We start from the raw sequence: 17,890 nt of genomic DNA, 5'->3' as shown, positions 1-17,890 counted from the left end.
CTGTGAACGTCCCGTCCCCGGGGCGGTCACGTGGGCGGCGGGGCCGCCCCGGGCCTCCCCATCGGAGGCGGACCGTTCCGGGCGTACCGAGCGGAAACGGGCGTACCTGGTCGTTCGTTCCGACCAGGTACGCCCGTTCCCGCTTCCCACCGCACGTGCGATGGGAAGGAACGGTCAGGCGACGTACGCGCGCGTCGCCGCGACCAGGGCGTCGACGCCGACCGGGATAGCGGTCTCGGCCTGCGGCGCGTAGAACGGCGAGTGGTTGCTCGGGATCTCCTCGCCGCGGCGGAAGCGCTCCGGGTCGGTGATGCCCGTGAACCAGTACACGAGCGGCGCTCCGGCGGCGGTGGCGAGCTGCCCGACGTCCTCCGACGCCATGGCGAGCCCGATCTCCAGGTCACGGGCACCCGGCACGTCGGCGCGGATGGCCTCGAGCACGGTGGCGGCGGCCTCGGCGTCGTTCACGGTGACCTCGGCCCCCGGTGCACGGACGATCGTCGGCTCGGACAGTCCACCCGCCGTGCTCTCGGCGCGGACGATGCGCTCGATCGAGGCGATGATGCGCTGGCGGGTCTCCTCGTTGCGCGCACGGGTCGAGATCTCGATCACCGCCTCGTCGGGGATGATGTTCGCCCGAGTGCCGGCGTGGAAGCTGCCGACGGTGACGACGCCGGCGTCGCTCGGCGAGACCTCGCGGGCGACGACGGTCTGCAGCCGCACGACGGCCGACGCCGCGGTGACGACCGGGTCGAGGGAGGCCTGGGGCGCCGAACCGTGCGCCCCGCGGCCGTTGAACGTCACGGTGAGCCGGTCGCTCGACGCCATCACGGGGCCGGTGCCGACGGCGACGATGCCGACCGGTGCGGGCGCGGAGTGCTGCCCGAGCACGACGTCCGGCTTCGGGAACCGGTCGACCAGGCCGTCCTCGACCATCGCGCGGGCACCGGAGATCACTTCCTCCGCAGGCTGGAAGACGGCGACGACCGTTCCGCGCCAGTCCCCCGTCGTCGCGACGAGGCGCTCGAGCGTGCCGAGCAGCCACGTGACGTGGATGTCGTGGCCACAGGCGTGCATGGTCGGGACCTCGCGGCCCTCGTCGTCGGTGCCGACGTGCTCGCTGGCGTAGGGCAGGCCGGTCCGCTCCTGCACCGGCAGGCCGTCCATGTCGGCGCGGAGCCACACCACGGGGCCCTCGCCGTTCGTGACCACGCCGACGACGCCGGTGCCGCCGACGCCCGTCGTCACCTCGATCCCACCGATCTCGGCGAGCTTCGCGGCGATGACACCGGCGGTGCGGTGCTCCTGGAAGCCGAGCTCCGGGTGGGCGTGCAGGTCCTGGTAGATCGAGAGCAGGTCGAGAGTCACGCTGACCACGGTACAACCGCGGACGGCCCGGCCACCTGCTGCAGGTGACCGGGCCGTCGGACGGAGGGCGGGCCTCCGGGGTGTTGCTCGTGCTGGGGCGCTTACGCGTCCTGGCGCTTCAGGCGGGCGTACGAGCGCTGGCGAGCCGACGCGTCGAGCTCGACCTTGCGGATGCGGACGGCGTCGGGGGTGACCTCGACGCACTCGTCCTCGCGCGCGAACTCGAGGCACTCCTCGAGCGAGAGCTGACGCGACGGGGTCATCGACTCGAACGTGTCGGCGTTGGCCGAACGCATGTTCGTGAGCTTCTTCTCCTTGGTGATGTTCACGTCCATGTCGTCGGCGCGCGAGTTCTCGCCGATGACCATGCCCTCGTAGACCTCTTCGGTGGGGTTGACGAAGAACGTCATCCGCTCCTGGAGGTTCGTGATGGCGAAGGGCGTGACCACGCCGGAGCGGTCGGACACGATCGAGCCGTTGATGCGGGTCTGGATCGAACCGGCCCACTCGTCGTAGCCGTTGAAGATCGCGTTGGCGATGCCGGTGCCGCGGGTCTCCGTGAGGAACGACGTGCGGAAGCCGATGAGGCCACGCGACGGGACGATGAACTCCATGCGCACCCAGCCGGTGCCGTGGTTCGTCATGTTCTCCATGCGGCCCTTGCGCGCGGCCATGAGCTGCGTGATCGCGCCGAGGTACTCCTCCGGCGTGTCGATCGTCATGTGCTCGTACGGCTCCTGCAGCTTGCCGTTCTCGTCACGCTTCGTGACGACCTGCGGCTTGCCGACGGTGAGCTCGAAGCCCTCGCGACGCATCTGCTCGACCAGGATGGCGAGCGCCAGCTCACCACGGCCCTGGACCTCCCACGCATCGGGGCGACCGATGTCGAGGACCTTGAGCGAGACGTTGCCGATGAGCTCGCGGTCGAGGCGCTCCTTGACCATGCGGGCGGTGAGCTTGTGGCCCTTGACCTTGCCGACGAGCGGGCTGGTGTTCGTGCCGATCGTCATCGAGATCGCCGGGTCGTCGACCGTGATGGTCGGCAGCGGACGGACGTCCTCGGGGTCGGACAGGGTCTCACCGATGGTGATCGTGTCGAAACCGGCGACGGCGACGATGTCACCGGGGCCAGCCGACTCGGCCGGGTAGCGCTCGAGCGCCTTGGTGATGAGGAGCTCGGTGATGCGGGCGTTGACGACGGTGCCGTCGTGCTTGACCCACGCGACCGTCTGGCCCTTCTTCATCGTGCCGTGGAAGATGCGGAGCAGCGCGAGGCGGCCGAGGAACGGCGACGCGTCGAGGTTGGTGACGTGCGCCTGCAGCGGGTGCTCGTCGTCGTACTTCGGCGCCGGCACGTGCTGCAGGATGGCCTCGAACAGGGGCTCGAGGTCGTCGTTGTCGGGCAGCTCGCCGTCGTTCGGCTTGTTGCGCGACGCGGCACCGTTGCGGCCGGAGGCGTAGACGACGGGCACGTCGAGGATCGCGTCGAGGTCGAGGTCGTCGACCTCGTCCGACAGGTCGGAGGCCAGGCCGAGGAGCAGGTCCTGCGACTCGGAGACGACCTCGTCGATGCGGGAGTCGGGGCGGTCCGTCTTGTTGACGAGCAGGATCACCGGGAGCTTCGCGGCGAGCGCCTTGCGGAGCACGAAGCGGGTCTGGGGCAGCGGGCCCTCGGACGCGTCGACGAGCAGGACGACACCGTCGACCATGGACAGGCCACGCTCGACCTCGCCACCGAAGTCGGCGTGGCCGGGAGTGTCGATCACGTTGATGGTGATGGGACCGTCCGAGCCGAACTCGGTCGCGTGCTTCCCGTTGTAGAGCACCGACGTGTTCTTCGCGAGGATCGTGATGCCCTTCTCGCGCTCGAGGTCGTTCGAGTCCATCATGCGGTCTTCGCCCTCGAAGTGGGCGTCGAACGAGTTGGTCTGCGTGAGCATCGCATCGACGAGGGTGGTCTTGCCGTGGTCGACGTGTGCCACGATGGCGACGTTGCGCAGGTCGGACCGGGTGGCGAGCGCCATACAGGACATCCTTCAATTTCTGGGAGAGTGTCGGGCCAGCTGGTGATCAACCCTGTTGGTCGATCGGCACCGCACCCGTGGGCAGAACGCCCGACACGCCAGTCTACCGGTAGTTCGCAACAGACAGGAGTACTCACGATGAGCCGTCGGCGAACGTGGGCCGAGATCACGATCGTCCTGCTGCTCTCACTCGGTGCCAGCGCCCTCTGGTCGATCCTGCAGATCGTCGACGACCTGTCGCAGACGACCCCGCTCGGCGAGCAGTCGACGGCGCTCAACACGTCGTCGACCACGGTGGAGTACGTCGACCTGGCCCGGCAGCTACTCGGCATCGCGGTCGACCTGGCTCCCGTCGCACTCGTCTGCTTCCTGCTCTGGAGCACTTCGCGGCCGCACCTCGGCCGGCTCGGCATCGACCGCTTCCGCGTGAAGCCCGACCTGGGTGGCCCGGCGCTCATCGCCCTGTGCATCGGGATCCCGGGCCTCGCGCTGTACTTCGCCGGTCGGGCCCTCGGCATCACGGTCGCCGTCGACCCCGCCGCCCTCAACTCGTACTGGTGGACGATCCCGGTCCTGCTGCTGTCCGCGATCCGCTCGGGCCTGCAGGAGGAGGTCATCGTCATCGGGTACCTGTACGCCCGGCTCGGTGACCTCGGGTGGGGCCGCTGGCAGATGATCCTGTCCACCGCCCTGCTGCGCGGCAGCTACCACCTGTACCAGGGCTTCGGCGCGTTCGTCGGCAACGCCGTGATGGGCGTCGTGTTCGGCTGGATCTACACGAAGTGGGGTCGGTTGCTGCCCCTGGTCATCACGCACTGCCTGCTCGACGCCGCGGTGTTCGTCGGCTACCCGTGGGTGGCGAACGCGTTCCCCGGGCTGTTCTCGTAGGCCGCGGAGCGCATCCACAGTCCGCACACAGCGCGCCGAGGGACAACCTCCGTGCCGCGCCCCTACCGTGAGACCCATGAGCATCCCCGCGATCGGCGAGTCCGCCCCGTCGTTCTCCCTGCCGGGGATGGTCGTGCGCGCTGGCGTCCGGACCGACGACGAGTACGACCTGTCCGCCGAGATCGGCCGGACCGTCGTGCTGGCCTTCTACCCCGGCGACGCCACCGTGGTCTGCACGGCCCAGCTCTGCAGCTACCAGGCGGAGCTCGACGCGTTCACCGACCTCGGTGCGACGGTGTGGGGCATCAGCCCGCAGGCACTCGACTCGCACGAGGGGTTCGCCCGCGACTCCTCGCTCGCGTTCCCGCTCCTCAGCGACACGGCGGGCTCCGTCATCCGGGCGTACGGGGTACAGGCACCGGGCATCGGTCTGCGACGATCCGTGTTCGTGATCGGCCCGGACGGCGTGGTCCGGTGGCGGCACGTCGGGCTGGTCGGTGTCCGGTTCCCGAAGGCCGAGACCATCCGAGAACAGATCGAACTGCTGGTCTCGTAGCGCTCGGCGTGGGAGTGCTCTGAACAGGCCGAGATGGGGTGTTGACACCCCGACCGCGGGCGACGACCATGGTCGGCACGAGGGTCCGTCCAGGATCTGCCTCCCCGGGGAATCGGGTCGTCCGGAGATACGCGCCGGTGTGTCACACCCGCTCCCCGGGCGTCTCCGGGGAGGCATCTCGTACCCTCGTCCGGTGCACACCACCATCGTCGCCCCGGGCCTGCGCGCCCTCGCCGTCGTCCTCTGGGTCGTGGCCGTCGTGCTCGTCCCACTGGCCCTGCTCGGCGGCGGCGCCCCCTGGCTCGTGCCGATCCCGAGCATCGCCGTCGCGTTCGTCGCCTGGGCAGCGCTGTGGCGGCCCCGGATCGAACTGACACCCGAGCACCTGCGCATCGTCGACGTGCGGCGGACCAGCACCTACACCTGGTCACGCATCAGCGAGGTCCGCACCAAGTACGGCATCGAGGTGGTCACCAGCGAGGGCGTGCGCCGCGTCTGGATCGCGACCCGCCCCACAGCGCGGCTCGATGCGCACACCGGTGAGCAGCCGGGAGGCCCGGATCACCTGGACGTCGACGCTGCGGCCGCGCGGATGCTGGCCCGCGTGCCCGCCCCGGCACCGCAGGACGGCCCACCGCCCGCGAGCGTGACGGCTGCGCCGATCACGCACCGGACGCACGGGTGGACGATCCTGGCGATGGTCGTCCTCGGGATCGCGGCGTCGATGGCGGCGGCGCGGCTGTAGGCCCGGACGCGTGCGGCGCCCGGGGCGCCGACGCAGAACGACACCCCCGACGTCGTGCGACGTCGAGGGTGTCGTTCGGGTGCGGATCGTCCGTGTGCGGAGTGGGGACTACTTCGTGTAGCCGACGTCCTCCCACTTGACCGAGGACTGCTGGAACTGCGCCGGTCCGTAGTTCACCAGGTCCTTGCGCACGCCCCAGGCGTACGGCTCGGCGAACAGCGGGATCGTGCCGGCGACCTCGACGATCTTCTTGTCGATCTCCTGCGCGTCCTTGATGCGGGCGTCGGCGTCGAGCTCACCGTTCGCCTTGTCCCACGCGGCGCCGAGCGAGTCGTCCGTCACGCCGGCGTAGTTCTGCCCGGCGTCGGCGGGGTAGAAGATCGACTTCAGCGACGAGATCGGGAACGGCGTGCCCTGCCACGCGAAGTACGTGGCGTCGAAGTCACGCGTCTCGGTGGTGATGTACTTCGTGAAGAAGTCGTCGGTGGGCACGGTGTCGATGGTCACCTTGAAGCCAGCCTGCTTGGCCTGCTGCTGCACGAGCTGGGCGATGTTCGCCGAGTTCGGGTTGTCCGACGGGATCACGAACCGGACCTCGAGCGTCTTGCCGCCCTTGGTCGCGTAGCCGTCCGAACCGATCTCGTAGCCGGCGTCCTCGAGCTTCGCCTTGGCCTTCTCGACGCTGTAGCCGTAGACGCTCGACGCGTCGTCCTCGTAGCCCTCCTGGCCGGGCAGGTAGACGAGGTTGTTGAGCACGTCGCCCGGGCTCTTCACCGGCGACAGGATCGCCTGGGCGAGGACCTTGCGGTTGAGTGACTGGGCGAACGCCTGGCGGACGTCCTGGTCCTTGAAGACCTCGGACGTGCCGTTCAGGGTCACGTGGCGCCACGTCGTGCCGAGCGACCGCTCGATCTTCGAGTCGGAGCGCGAGTTCGCCGTCTTGAAGTTGTCGGCGCTGCCGTTCAGGTTGAACGCGTCGAGCTCCTTGTTGGCGTACGCCTGGGCGACACCGTCACGGGAGACCGTCTTGAAGACGATCGTGTCGAGCTTGCCCTCGTCGCCCCACCACTTCGGGTTCTTCTCGAAGGTCACGACGCCACCGTTGGCGTCGAAGGACTTCAGGATGTACGGGCCACCGGAGACGTAGGTCTTGCCGTCGGCGGCGTACGGTCCCTTGGCCCACGCGGTGTTGAAGTGCTCGGGGGTGTCGACGGCCCAGTACGGGTAGATCGCGGTGAAGACCGAGGCCCAGTCGGCGTTCGTCTTCGAGAAGGTGACGATGACGTCGCGCTCGTCGGAGCCCTGCTCGACCGAGTCGACGTCCTCCCACACGTTCGTGGCCAGCGGCGCGAAGGCCTTGTTCGTACCGTTCAGCGCCTTCCAGTTCGCGATGACGTCCTTCGCGCTGATCGGGGTGCCGTCCGACCACACGGCCTTCGGGTTGATCTTGATCTCGACGGTCTGGGGCGACTCCTTCGTCAGCTCGATCGAGTCGACGAAGTCCTTGTTCGGCTCCCACTCGCCGTTCTCCTTGAACTGGATGAAGCTCGGCAGGTAGGCGCCGGAGATCGTGTTGTCGTCGACCGTCCCCGAGTCCAGGTTCTGCAGCTGCCAGTTCGCCGGAGCCGTGTCGATCGGCAGGGTGATGGACCCACCGTCCTGCACGTCCGCGCGGTCCGCGACGGTCCAGCCGGTCGACTTCAGCGACGACTCGGCGACCGCGGAACTGCTGTTGCCAGCCTGTCCGCCACCGGAGCAGCCCGCCAGCACGACGGCGGCAGCCGCAGCGGTGGCGAGGACGGCGATGCCCTTGATCCTCTTTCGCATGGCGAGGATTCCCTTTCGTTGTGGTTCGCGCAGATCGCGCTGGACCGCGGCGGCCCCCGCCGTCGCGTCTTGTTGGTTGAGAACCCTAGCCACATCCGAAGGCTGCACAAGGGGCTGTGCGATCAATCGAAACACGCTCGTAACGAATGTTGCATAACGTCACTTCCGTCGTCCCAGCCCCTCGCTCGAACGGCTAGCCTGTCGCCACCGACAACGCTGTCCGGACGGACGGCCGCACCCAGAGGTCACGAAGTACATGCTCGCCTTCATCGCAAAGCGGATCGTCAACTACGTCGTCCTGACGATCGTGGCGACCACGCTCGGGTACATCCTCGCCAGCAGCACGCTCAACCCGGCCGCCCGGTTCCTCGGGCGCAACCCGGCCGTGCCGCAGGGCACCATCGAAGCGTCCCTGCGCAAGCTCGGGGCCGATCCGGACACCCCGCTCCTCGTCCGCACCTGGGACTGGTGGGTCGGTCTGGTGACGCACGGCTCGCTCGGCATGAGCACCCGCGGCACCGAGGTGACCGCCGACATCGTCGCCCGGTCCGGCACGAGCCTCCGGCTGCTCGTGATCGGCACGCTGCTCGGCGCGATACTCGGTGTGCTGCTCGGCGTCTGGAACGCGGTCAGGCAGTACCGCACGTCCGACCAGGTCTCGACGTACCTGTCGTTCGCGGTCCTCGCCACCCCGACCTTCGTCATCGCGGTGGTGCTGATGATCCTCGCGACCTCGCTCAACCAGGGCGTCGGGACGCAGGTGATCCGGTTCACCGGCGAGTACACGCCGGGGGTGAGCGGGTTCTTCCCGGTGCTCGGCGACCGGCTCGTGCACCTGCTGTTACCGACGATCTCGCTGACCATCGGCGCCGTCGCGACCTACTCGCGCTACCAGCGCTCGGCGATGCTCGACGTCCTGTCGAACGACTTCATCCGCACGGCACGGTCGAAGGGTCGCACCCGCGGCTCCGCGATCATGCGGCACGGCGTGCGGGTCGCCCTCATCCCGATGTCGACCTTCTTCGCGTACTCGTTCGGGTTGATCCTGACGGGTGCGAGCATCACCGAACTGGTCTTCAGCTGGCACGGCATGGGTGAGTACTTCGTGCAGAGCATCAGCAACAACGACATCAACGCGGCCGCGGGCACGATCCTCTTCACGGCGATCCTCGTGCTCATCGCAGGGACCCTCGCGGACCTGCTCTACGCCGCGCTCGACCCGCGAGTGAGGGTGTGACCCGTGTCTGTTCTCGACCCCACGACCACGACCACCGCCGGTGACCCCGGCGACGGCAACGCGGGCGTCCCGGCGCACGTGATCGAGGCGAAGGGCAGCCGCACACCCCTGTGGCGCAAGGTGTTCGGCACCTGGCGTGCACGGATCGGCGCCAGCGCCCTGCTCCTCATCATCCTCTGGGCGTTCCTCGGCCCGTACCTGTACCACTGGAACGCCGTCGACTCCGACGGGCTGGCATTCGGGATGCCACCGAGCGCCGCGCACTGGTTCGGCACGAACGACATCGGCCAGGACATCTACGCGCAGACCCTGGTCGGCCTGCAGAAGTCGCTGCTCATCGGCCTGATCGCCGGTCCCGCAGCGACCCTGATCGCCGGCATCGTCGGCGCGGTCGCCGGGTACTTCGGCGGCGTCACCGACCGGCTGCTCGTGTGGGTCATCGACCTGCTGCTCGTGATCCCGTCGTTCTACGCGCTCGTGCTGCTCAGCCCGGTGTTCAAGGACCTGACGTGGGTGGCCCTCATCGTCGGCCTCGCGGTGTTCAGCTGGATGGTGATGGCCCGTGTGATCCGCGGTCAGACGATGTCGCTGCGCGAACGCGACTACGTCAAGGCCGCCCGGTTCATGGGTGTCCCGGCGTTCACGATCATCCGGCGTCACATCCTGCCGAACGTGGCGTCGCTGCTCATCATCGACGCCACCCTCGGTGTCGGCGCCGCGATCCTGGCGGAGAGTTCGCTGAGCTTCTTCGGCTTCGGCATCCAGATCCCCGACGTCTCGCTCGGCACCCTGCTGGCCGCCGGCAGCCAGTCCGCCGTCACCCGCCCGTGGCTCTTCGTCCTGCCCGCCGCGACCCTCGTCGCGACCGTGCTCTCGACCAGCCTGCTCGGCGACGCCCTCCGCGACGCCATCGACCCCACCTCCGGAGCCAACCGTGACTGAACCGCTGCTCACCGTCTCCGACCTCTCGGTGACGTTCAACCCGAAGACGAAGCCGGTCTACGCCGTCCGCGGGGTGGACTACACCGTCGCACCCGGCGAGTTCCTCGGCATCGTGGGCGAGTCGGGGTCCGGCAAGTCGGTGTCCTCGATGGCGGTGATGGGTCTGCTGCCGTCGTCCGCCCAGGTGCAGGGCAGCATCACGTTCGACGGCCAGGAACTCGTCGGCAGGAACGACCGCGAGATGTCGCGACTGCGCGGTCGCGACATCGCGATGGTGTTCCAGGACCCGCTGTCCGCCCTGACGCCGGTGTACACGATCGGCCAGCAGATCATCGAGGGTCTGCGTCTGCACGACCGCTCGCTCACCCAGCACGCCGCACGCACCCGTGCCGAGGAACTCCTGCGGGTCGTCGGCATCCCGAACCCGGCGCGACGCCTCGAAGCGTTCCCGCACGAGTTCTCCGGCGGCATGCGGCAGCGCGCGATGATCGCGATCGCCATCGCGAACGACCCGAAGCTGATCATCGCCGACGAGCCGACGACCGCGCTCGACGTGACCATCCAGGCGCAGATCCTCGACGTGCTGCAGACGGCGAAGGACATGACCGGTGCCGCCGTCGTGCTCATCACGCACGACCTCGGCGTCGTCGCCGGCAACGCCGACCGCGTCGCTGTGATGTACGCCGGCCGGATCGTCGAGACGGCGCCGGTCGTCCCGCTGTTCCGCGAGCCGGTGATGCCGTACACGATCGGGTTGCTCCGCTCGATGCCGAACATGACGTCCGCCCGCACCGAACGCCTCGTTCCGCTCGACGGCCGTCCGCCGCTGCTCACGCAGAAGCCGACCGGCTGCCCGTTCGCCGACCGCTGCCCGGCCGTCATCGACGCCTGCCGCGACGGTGAGCCGGCCCTCGTCGCACCGACGGTGCCGCAGAGCGCCGACAACCCGGTCCTGACCGGTGCCGTTCCGACGATCGGCAACGGGACCCTGCTCGACGACCACACCGCCGCGTGCATCCGCCGCGACGAGATCGCCGCCGGCACCCTCGAGCGCTCGGAGATCTTCCCTCGCCCGGACGACGTCCCCGAGGCGGCCGTCGACCACGGCGACGACGTCGTGCTCGAGCTCGCCGATGTGGTGAAGACGTTCCCGCTCACGAAGGGCGCGCTGTTCCGGCGGCAGATCGGCGAGGTGCACGCGGTGGACGGCGTCTCCCTCACGCTCAAGCGCGGGCAGGTGCTCGGCCTGGTCGGCGAGTCCGGCTGCGGCAAGACGACCACCATCATGGAGGTCCTCGAACTCGCCGGGGCCCAGCACGGCACGATCCGGGTGAACGGCGTCGACACCGCTTCGCTGTCCAAGAAGGACCGTCTCGCGCTGCGCCGCGACATCCAGGTCGTGTTCCAGGACCCGATGGCGTCGATCGACCCACGGCTCGACATCGGCTCGGTGATCGGTGAGCCCCTCACCGTGCACGGGGTGCTGAAGGACGAGATCCGCCGACGGGTACGCGAGGTGCTCGAGCTGGTCGGCCTCGAGCCGAGCTACATCGACCGGTACCCGCACGAGTTCTCCGGCGGCCAGCGGCAGCGCATCGGCATCGCCCGTGCGCTCATCGTCGAGCCGAAGATCCTGGTGCTCGACGAGCCGGTCTCCGCGCTCGACGTGTCGGTGCAGGCCGGTGTGATCAACCTGCTCGAGGACCTCAAGCACCGCCTCGGGCTGTCGTACCTGTTCGTGGCGCACGACCTGTCCGTGGTCCGGCACATCGCCGACGACGTCGCGGTCATGTACCTCGGCCGCATCGTCGAGTACGGCGACGGCGACGCGGTCTTCTCGGACCCGCAGCACCCGTACACCCGGGCACTGCTGTCGGCCGTGCCGGTGCCGGACCCCATGGCCGAGGCAGCCCGCGGGCGCATCCTGCTCGACGGCGACCTGCCCTCCCCCACGGAGCGCATCGACGGCTGCCGGTTCCGCACGCGCTGCCCGCTCTACCAGCTCCTGGACGAGGGCCGGCAGGAGCAGTGCCGCACGATCGACCCGGGTCTCGAGCCCGTGCACGGCCGCGGTGTCGCCTGCATCCAGACCGACCAGGAGCACCTGCTCACCGAGCGGGCCGGCGCGGTCGTCTGACGACGCCGGTCACGCCGTGGACGTGACCAGCAGACGGACGGGAGGCCATGTACCAGCTGGTACCGGGCCTCCCGTCCGTCGTCTGGTCGCGATCGCGAGCCGCGTCAGGCTCCCAGCCACAGGCTGAGCAGCGAGGCGGCGAGCAGCGCCAGCGCGGCCGCGCCGACCGCCAGGGCGGGTGTGTCCCAGCCGCGCACGACGTCACCGTCACCAGTGGCACCGCGGCGCTCCGACCACCGGTCGAGCAGCACCGTCATCTCGTCGGGCTGCCGCAGGACGGCCCGCTCACCGCGCCGGGCCGGTTTCGGCCGCGGCAGCGACGGCCCGCCCCAGCACTGGACCTTCCGGCCGGCGACCGTCTCGATCACGATCTGCCAGCGGAGCCGGACGTCGGCGACGGCGTGCCACGGCACCACGGTACGGCGGAGCGGGTTGCGCACCGTCACCGCATGGTCGTCGATGACGATGCACGGGCGGTAGGTCAGGACCCAGAGCGCCCAGACGAGCACGGCGATCGGGCCGGCGGCACGGAGGACGACGTCCCAGCTCCCCCGGAACGCCGCATCGCCGAGCAGGAAGAGGCCCAGGACGGCGACGAGGCCGGACGCCACCGCGCCCCCGCGACCAGCGCGGAGGACGACGGGGCGTCCGGCCTCGTTCGTGTCCAGGTGGATCAGCGTCCGAACTCGAACCCGGCGCCGGGGATGGCGGCCAGGAGGTCCTTCGTGTACTGCTCCTTCGGGTCGGCGAAGACCTCGTCGGTCGTCGCCTTCTCGACGATCTGACCACGTCGCATGACGCACACGTTGTCCGCGACGAGGCGGACGACCGCGAGGTCGTGCGTGATGAACAGGTACGTCAGGCCGAGCTCGGTCTGCAGCTCGGTCAGCAGGTCGAGGATCTGCCCCTGCACGAGCACGTCGAGCGCGGAGACGGCCTCGTCGAGGACGATGACCTCCGGCTTGAGCGCGAGCGCGCGGGCGACGGCGATGCGCTGCCGCTGGCCGCCGGACAGCTCGTTCGGGTAGCGGTTCACCATCGACTTCGGCAGTGCGACCTGGTCGAGCAGCTCGAGCACGCGGGCCCGGCGCGAGGCCTTGTCTCCCACCTTGTGCGTGCTGAGCGGCTCGGCGATCGTGTTCCCGACGTTGTACATCGGGTCCAGCGAGCCGTACGGGTCCTGGAACACCGGCTGCACGCGGCGGCGGAAGTCGAAGAGGTCCTTGCCCTTCAGCGCGCCGATGTCGATGCCGTCGAACTGCACGGTGCCGCTCGTGATGCTCTCGAGCTGCAGGACGAGCTTCGCGACGGTCGACTTGCCCGAACCGGACTCGCCGACGAGCGCCGTGGTGGTGCCCTTCTGGATCGAGAACGACACGTCGTCGACGGCCTTGAGCTCGCGCGTGGCGAGGTTCTTGCCGCGCAGCTTGTAGACCTTCTCGAGGTTCTTCACCACGATGAGGTCCTCGGCCGGACGGTGCTCGCGCTCCTGGGCCCGGGCGATCAGCTCGGCGTCGTCGTTGCCGGCGTCGGCGATGTCGACCCGCTGGTGCTGCACCTTCGACTGGATGCGACGGCTGGCCAGCGACGGGGCCGCTGCGACGAGGCGCTGCGTGTACGGGTGCTGCGGGTTCGCCAGGATCTCCTTCGAGGGCCCGGCCTCGACGACCTGGCCCTTGTACATCACGACGAGCTTCTCGGCACGCTCGGCGGCGAGCCCGAGGTCGTGCGTGATGAACAGCACCGAGGTGCCGAAGTCGCGGGTCAGGGTCTCGAGGTGGTCGAGGATGACGCGCTGGACAGTGACGTCGAGCGCACTCGTCGGCTCGTCGGCGATGAGCAGCTGCGGGCGGCTCGACAGACCGATGCCGATGAGCACGCGCTGCCGCATGCCGCCGGAGAACTCGTGCGGGTACTGCTTCAGGCGGGTCGACGCGTCGCCGAGGCCGGCTTCCTGCAGGACCTCGACGGCACGGTCGCGGACGGCCTTCTTGCCGGTCGCCATGCCGTTCGCGCGGATCGCCTCTTCGACCTGGAAGCCGATCGACCACAGCGGGTTGAGGTTCGACATCGGGTCCTGGGGGACGTAGCCGATCTCCTTCCCGCGGATCTCCGACATCTCCTTGTCGCTCAGCCCGACGAGCTCGCGCCCGTTGAACTTGATCGAGCCGCCGGTGACCTCACCGGTACCGGGGAGGAGCTTGATGATCGCCTGCGCGCTCGTCGACTTGCCGGAACCGGACTCTCCGACGATCGCCAGACGCTCGCCCTGCTCGAGGGTGAGGTTGACGCCGCGGACGGCCTGCACGAGGCCGCTCTGGGTCTTGAAGCCGACCTGCAGGTCGGTGATCTCGAGCAGCGGTGCGCCGGAACCGCCGGTGCGGCTGCTGTTCGGCTGGGTCAGTGTCTCGCTCATCGGCGGGCCCTCGCCTTCGGGTCGAGCGCATCGCGCACCACGTCACCGAGGAGCAGGAACGCGAGCACGGTGATGGACAGGGCGGCGGACGGCCAGAAGATCGTCGCCGGGTTGGTCCGGATCGACGTCTGGGCGGTGCCGATGTCGAGGCCCCAGCTGAGCGCCGACGGCGGGAGACCGATGCCGAGGAACGACAGCGTGGCCTCCGCGACGATGAACGTGCCGAGCGACACGGTCGCGACGACGATGACCGGAGCCAGCGAGTTCGGGATGACGTGACGGACGAGCGTCTTGAAGCGGCTGACGCCGAGCGCTGCCGACGCCATCACGTAGTCGGACTGCTTGGCGCTCAGGACGGCACCGCGCATGATGCGGGCGATCTGCGGCCAGGCGAAGGCCGCGAGCACGAGCGCGACCGTGATGGCGTTCCGGGCGGGGATCACCGACATGATCACGATCGCGCCGAGGATCGTCGGGATCGAGAAGAAGATGTCCGCGATGCGGGACACGATCGTGTCGAGCCAGCCGCCGTAGAAACCGGCCAGCGAACCGATGATGATGCCGACGAGCGACACCAGGACCGTCGCGACGATGCCGACGATGACCGAGTTCTGGGCGCCCCAGATCACACGGGCGTAGACGTCGTAGCCCTGCCGGGTGTAGCCGAGGGGGTGGCCGGGACGCGGGCCCTCGTCACTGAAGTCGAGGTTCGACGCCCGCGGGTCGACGTGCGTGAAGAGTCCGGGGAAGATCGCGACGACGACGATGAGCAGGATCAGGACCGAGGAGATCCAGAACGTCGGGCGGGTCCGCATGGACTCCCACGCGTCGGTCCACAGCGATCGGGTCTTCTCGTCCTCGTTGACCTGGTCCACCGCCTGGAGCGGGGTCTCCTCGATCGGGGCGACGTAGTGCGTCGCCGAACGGGGTGCGGCGTTACTTGGCATAGCGGATCCTCGGGTCCAGGACGGCGTAGAGCAGGTCGACCAGGAGGTTGGCGAGCATGAAGATGATGACCATCACGGCGACGAAGGACACGACAGTGGGGCCCTCGCCGAGCTTGACGGCGCGGAACACCGTGCCGCCGACACCGTTGATGTTGAAGATGCCCTCGGTGACGACCGCGCCGACCATCAGGTTGCCGATGTCGACGCCCAGGTAGGTCACCACGGGGATGAGCGAGTTGCGGAAGATGTGCACGCCGACGACACGACGACGCGGCAGGCCCTTCGCGGTGGCGGTCCGCACGAAGTCGGCGCTGGTGTTCTCGGCGACGCTCGCACGGGTCAGGCGCACGATGTACGCGAACGACACCGACGCGAGCACGATCGCCGGCAGCACGAGCTCCGACCAGGGTGCGTCACCGGACACCGTGACCCGGAACAACCCGAGCTTGATGCCGAACACGTACTGCAGGACGAACCCGACGACGAAGGTCGGCACCGAGATGAGCAGCAGCGACACGACGAGCGCGGTGGCGTCGAACAGCTTGCCCTTGCGCAGACCGGCGATGACACCGACGACGATGCCGGCGACGGCCTCGAACACGAGCGCCAGGATGGCCAGGCGTGCGGTGATCGGGAAGGCCTGGGCGAGCTGCGAGCTGACCGGCTGGCCCGAGTAGGTCAGACCCAGGTCACCGCGGAAGACGCCACCGATCCAGAGCAGGTACTGGATGATGAACGGCTTGTCGAGGTTGTACTGCTGTCGCAGCGTCTCGATCACCTGCGGCGACGGCTGGCGGTCGCCGAACAGCGCGGCGATCGGGTCGCCGGGCAGCGAGAAGACCATGAAGTAGATGAGGAACGTGGCCCCGAAGAACACGGGGATGAGTTGCAGGAGGCGCTTGCCGAGGTACCAGAGCATCAGATCACTGCCCGGTCCGGAGCGATGTCGATCAGGTTCATTGTGGTGAGGGGTGGACGGTCCGAGGGTCGGCACGGAAGTCCGGTGCGGGAGGGCGCCCGCGGTGTGGGGAAGGTCTTACCGCCGCGGTACGGGGGTTCGGGGACCTGAGTGGTCCCCGAACCCCCGTCCGGTGGTCGCGAGGCAGGATACCTGCTCGCGTGGTGGTCTCTACGAGACCAGGGTCAGTTCTTGACCTCGATGTCGTAGTACAGCGGCACCGAGTTCCAGCCGAACTTGACGTTCGACACGTTGTCCGCGTTCCAGACACCGGTCACGTTGGAGTACCAGAGCGGGATCTCGGGCAGGTCCTCGAACAGGAGTTCCTGAGCCTGGTCGAAGATCTTGTTGCCCTCTTCGACGGTCGCAGCCGAACGGCCCTCGGCGAGCAGGTCGTTGTACTCCTTGGAGTCGTACCGGGAGTAGTTGTTCGACGAGCCCTCACCCATGGTCGGGCCGAGGAAGTTGTACAGCGACGGGTAGTCGGCCTGCCAACCGGTGCGGCTGCCGCCCGTGAGCTTGTCGTTCGTCTGGAGGTCCAGGGCTTCCTGGAACGTCGGGATCGCGTTGCCCTCGGCCTTGATGCCGAGCGTGTTCGAGATCGAGTTCGTGACCGCGGTCACCCAGGCCTCGTGTCCACCATCGGCGTTGTACGTGATGGTGAGCGTGTCGTCGTACTTCGAGATCTTGTCGGCCTCGGCCCAGAGCTTCTTGGCCTCGGACTTGTTGAACTCGAGCACGTCGGCGCCCTTGAGGTCGTCGCTCCAGCCGTCGATCACCGGGGAGGTGAAGTCCTTGGCGGGGGTACGGGTGCCGTCGAAGATCTTGTCGGTGATCTGCTCACGGTTGATCGCCATCGAGACCGCCTCGCGACGGAGCTTGCCCTCTTCGCCCTTCCAGTGGTCGAGGTAGTAGGGCAGGTAGATCGCCTGGAAGATCGCGGCGGCCTGGTTGACGTTCGAGTCCGGGAAGTCGGACTTGTAGGTCGCGAAAGCAGCGTCCGGCACGGCGTCGAGGACGTCGAGGTTGCCGCCCTGGGCGTCGGAGTACGCGGTGTCCTGCGAGGTGTAGAACGTGATCGTCAGACCACCGTTCTTCGGCTTGCGCTTGCCCTCGTAGTCCTTGTTGGTGACGAGCTTGATCGACTGGTTGTGCGTCCAGGCGTTCTTGCCGTCGAGCTTGTAGGGACCGTTGCCGATCGGGTTCTCGCCGAACGCCTTGGTGTCGTCGTAGAACGCCGACGGCAGCGGCACGAACGCCGAGTAGCCGAGCGACAGCGGGAAGTCCGACTGCGCCGACTTCAGCGTGACGGTGAACTCGTCGTCGTCGACGACCTTGAGGCCGGTCAGCTTCGAGTCCTTCTCGGCGTCGTAGCCCTCGATGTTCTCGAAGAAGTAGCTCGCGCCCTGGGCGTTCGACTTCTGTGCAGCCCAGTCCCACGCCTTGGTGAACGACTCGGCCGTGACCTTCTCGCCGTTGGTGAAGGTGTAGTTCGTGTTGAGCGTGATGTCGAAGGTCTTCGAGTCATCGGTGTCGATGCTCTTGGCGACCTCGTTGACCGGCTTGCCGTCAGCGTCGTACGAGACGAGGCCTTCGAAGAGCGAGTCGATGATCTTGCCGCCACCGGTCTCGGTGGTGTTCGACGGGATCAGCGGGTTCTGCGGCTCGCTGCCGTTCGTGGTGACGATCCCGGACGCGTTCGCCGAGCCCGAGTCACCGCCGTTCGACGAGCTGTTGCTGGAGCAGGCGGTCAGGGCGAGTGCTGTGGCCCCGAGCACGGCGAGGGCTGAGAGCCCGGCGCGCTTCTTGATCAAGGTTCCTCCTGGTGCATGGGACGCGCAAGGG

Annotated in this window: 14 protein-coding genes; 6 read left to right on the top strand and 8 right to left on the bottom strand. The window is 68.5% G+C overall.

Translation table 11 applies throughout. The annotated features are described in order from the left end of the window. Positions 1 to 174: 174 nt before the first annotated feature. Together KK087_RS11325 and typA are read right to left on the bottom strand one after the other, a co-directional pair. Positions 175 to 1,368, bottom strand: coding sequence for an amidohydrolase (locus KK087_RS11325; protein ID WP_214529023.1), 1,194 nt, complete (start codon positions 1,366 to 1,368; stop codon positions 175 to 177). Between the two features lie 101 nt (positions 1,369 to 1,469). Further along, a complete protein-coding gene (gene typA, locus KK087_RS11320; protein WP_214529022.1) occupies positions 1,470 to 3,392 on the bottom strand; it encodes a translational GTPase TypA in 1,923 nt (640 codons plus the stop codon). Between the two features lie 138 nt (positions 3,393 to 3,530). Here typA and KK087_RS11315 point away from each other — a divergent pair, with 138 nt between their 5' ends. The 3 genes from KK087_RS11315 to KK087_RS11305 all read left to right on the top strand — a co-directional run bounded on the left by KK087_RS11315 (position 3,531) and on the right by KK087_RS11305 (position 5,581). Beyond that, the gene (locus tag KK087_RS11315) at positions 3,531 to 4,280 is read left to right on the top strand and encodes a CPBP family intramembrane glutamic endopeptidase (RefSeq protein ID WP_214529021.1); all 750 of its coding nucleotides are present in this window, start codon (positions 3,531 to 3,533) and stop codon (positions 4,278 to 4,280) included. A 76-nt stretch (positions 4,281 to 4,356) separates the two neighbouring features. After that, complete coding sequence (locus KK087_RS11310) at positions 4,357 to 4,836, top strand: peroxiredoxin (RefSeq protein WP_214544068.1); 480 nt, start codon at positions 4,357 to 4,359, stop codon at positions 4,834 to 4,836. Positions 4,837 to 5,029: 193 nt separating this feature from the next. Next, positions 5,030 to 5,581 (top strand): PH domain-containing protein, encoded by a 552-nt coding sequence (locus KK087_RS11305; protein WP_214565343.1) that lies wholly within the window; start codon positions 5,030 to 5,032, stop codon positions 5,579 to 5,581. A 108-nt stretch (positions 5,582 to 5,689) separates the two neighbouring features. On the opposite strand, the gene KK087_RS11300 is transcribed toward KK087_RS11305, so the two are convergent. After that, complete coding sequence (locus KK087_RS11300; protein ID WP_214565341.1) at positions 5,690 to 7,408, bottom strand: ABC transporter family substrate-binding protein; 1,719 nt, start codon at positions 7,406 to 7,408, stop codon at positions 5,690 to 5,692. Positions 7,409 to 7,664: 256 nt separating this feature from the next. Between KK087_RS11300 and KK087_RS11295 the strand changes: the two genes are divergently transcribed. The 3 genes from KK087_RS11295 to KK087_RS11285 are packed head-to-tail and all read left to right on the top strand — an operon-like array spanning position 7,665 to position 11,724. Then, positions 7,665 to 8,645: an ABC transporter permease gene (locus KK087_RS11295; protein ID WP_214529017.1), complete on the top strand. Its 981-nt coding sequence runs from the start codon at positions 7,665 to 7,667 to the stop codon at positions 8,643 to 8,645. Positions 8,646 to 8,648: 3 nt separating this feature from the next. After that, on the top strand, positions 8,649 to 9,587 hold the full coding sequence (locus KK087_RS11290) for an ABC transporter permease (protein ID WP_214565339.1): 939 nt from the start codon (positions 8,649 to 8,651) through the stop codon (positions 9,585 to 9,587). Further along, on the top strand, positions 9,580 to 11,724 hold the full coding sequence (locus tag KK087_RS11285; RefSeq protein ID WP_214565337.1) for a dipeptide ABC transporter ATP-binding protein: 2,145 nt from the start codon (positions 9,580 to 9,582) through the stop codon (positions 11,722 to 11,724). Before KK087_RS11290 ends, KK087_RS11285 begins: the two co-directional genes overlap by 8 nt. A 104-nt stretch (positions 11,725 to 11,828) precedes the next feature. Here KK087_RS11285 and KK087_RS11280 read toward each other — a convergent pair whose 3' ends face one another. From KK087_RS11280 to KK087_RS11260, 5 genes are all read right to left on the bottom strand, one after another. Beyond that, positions 11,829 to 12,335 (bottom strand): PH domain-containing protein, encoded by a 507-nt coding sequence (locus tag KK087_RS11280; protein ID WP_214529014.1) that lies wholly within the window; start codon positions 12,333 to 12,335, stop codon positions 11,829 to 11,831. Between the two features lie 62 nt (positions 12,336 to 12,397). After that, entirely contained in the window at positions 12,398 to 14,140 is a 1,743-nt protein-coding gene (locus tag KK087_RS11275) for a dipeptide ABC transporter ATP-binding protein (protein ID WP_214529013.1), read from the bottom strand. Beyond that, entirely contained in the window at positions 14,137 to 15,087 is a 951-nt protein-coding gene (locus KK087_RS11270) for an ABC transporter permease (RefSeq protein ID WP_214544072.1), read from the bottom strand. The genes KK087_RS11275 and KK087_RS11270 overlap by 4 nt, the downstream gene beginning before the upstream one ends. Next, the gene (locus KK087_RS11265; protein ID WP_110860579.1) at positions 15,077 to 16,006 is read right to left on the bottom strand and encodes an ABC transporter permease; all 930 of its coding nucleotides are present in this window, start codon (positions 16,004 to 16,006) and stop codon (positions 15,077 to 15,079) included. The genes KK087_RS11270 and KK087_RS11265 overlap by 11 nt, the downstream gene beginning before the upstream one ends. Before the next feature lie 224 nt (positions 16,007 to 16,230). Continuing rightward, positions 16,231 to 17,859 carry a peptide ABC transporter substrate-binding protein gene (locus KK087_RS11260; protein ID WP_214529011.1) on the bottom strand — a complete coding sequence of 543 codons (1,629 nt, stop codon included), beginning with the start codon at positions 17,857 to 17,859 and terminating at the stop codon, positions 16,231 to 16,233. Positions 17,860 to 17,890: the final 31 nt, after the last annotated feature.

The organism is Curtobacterium aurantiacum, from assembly GCF_018598555.1.
Classification (GTDB): Bacteria; Actinomycetota; Actinomycetes; order Actinomycetales; family Microbacteriaceae; genus Curtobacterium; species Curtobacterium aurantiacum.
Note: the sequence above shows the minus strand (reverse complement) of the source record. Positions and strands in the feature narration are given on the sequence as shown.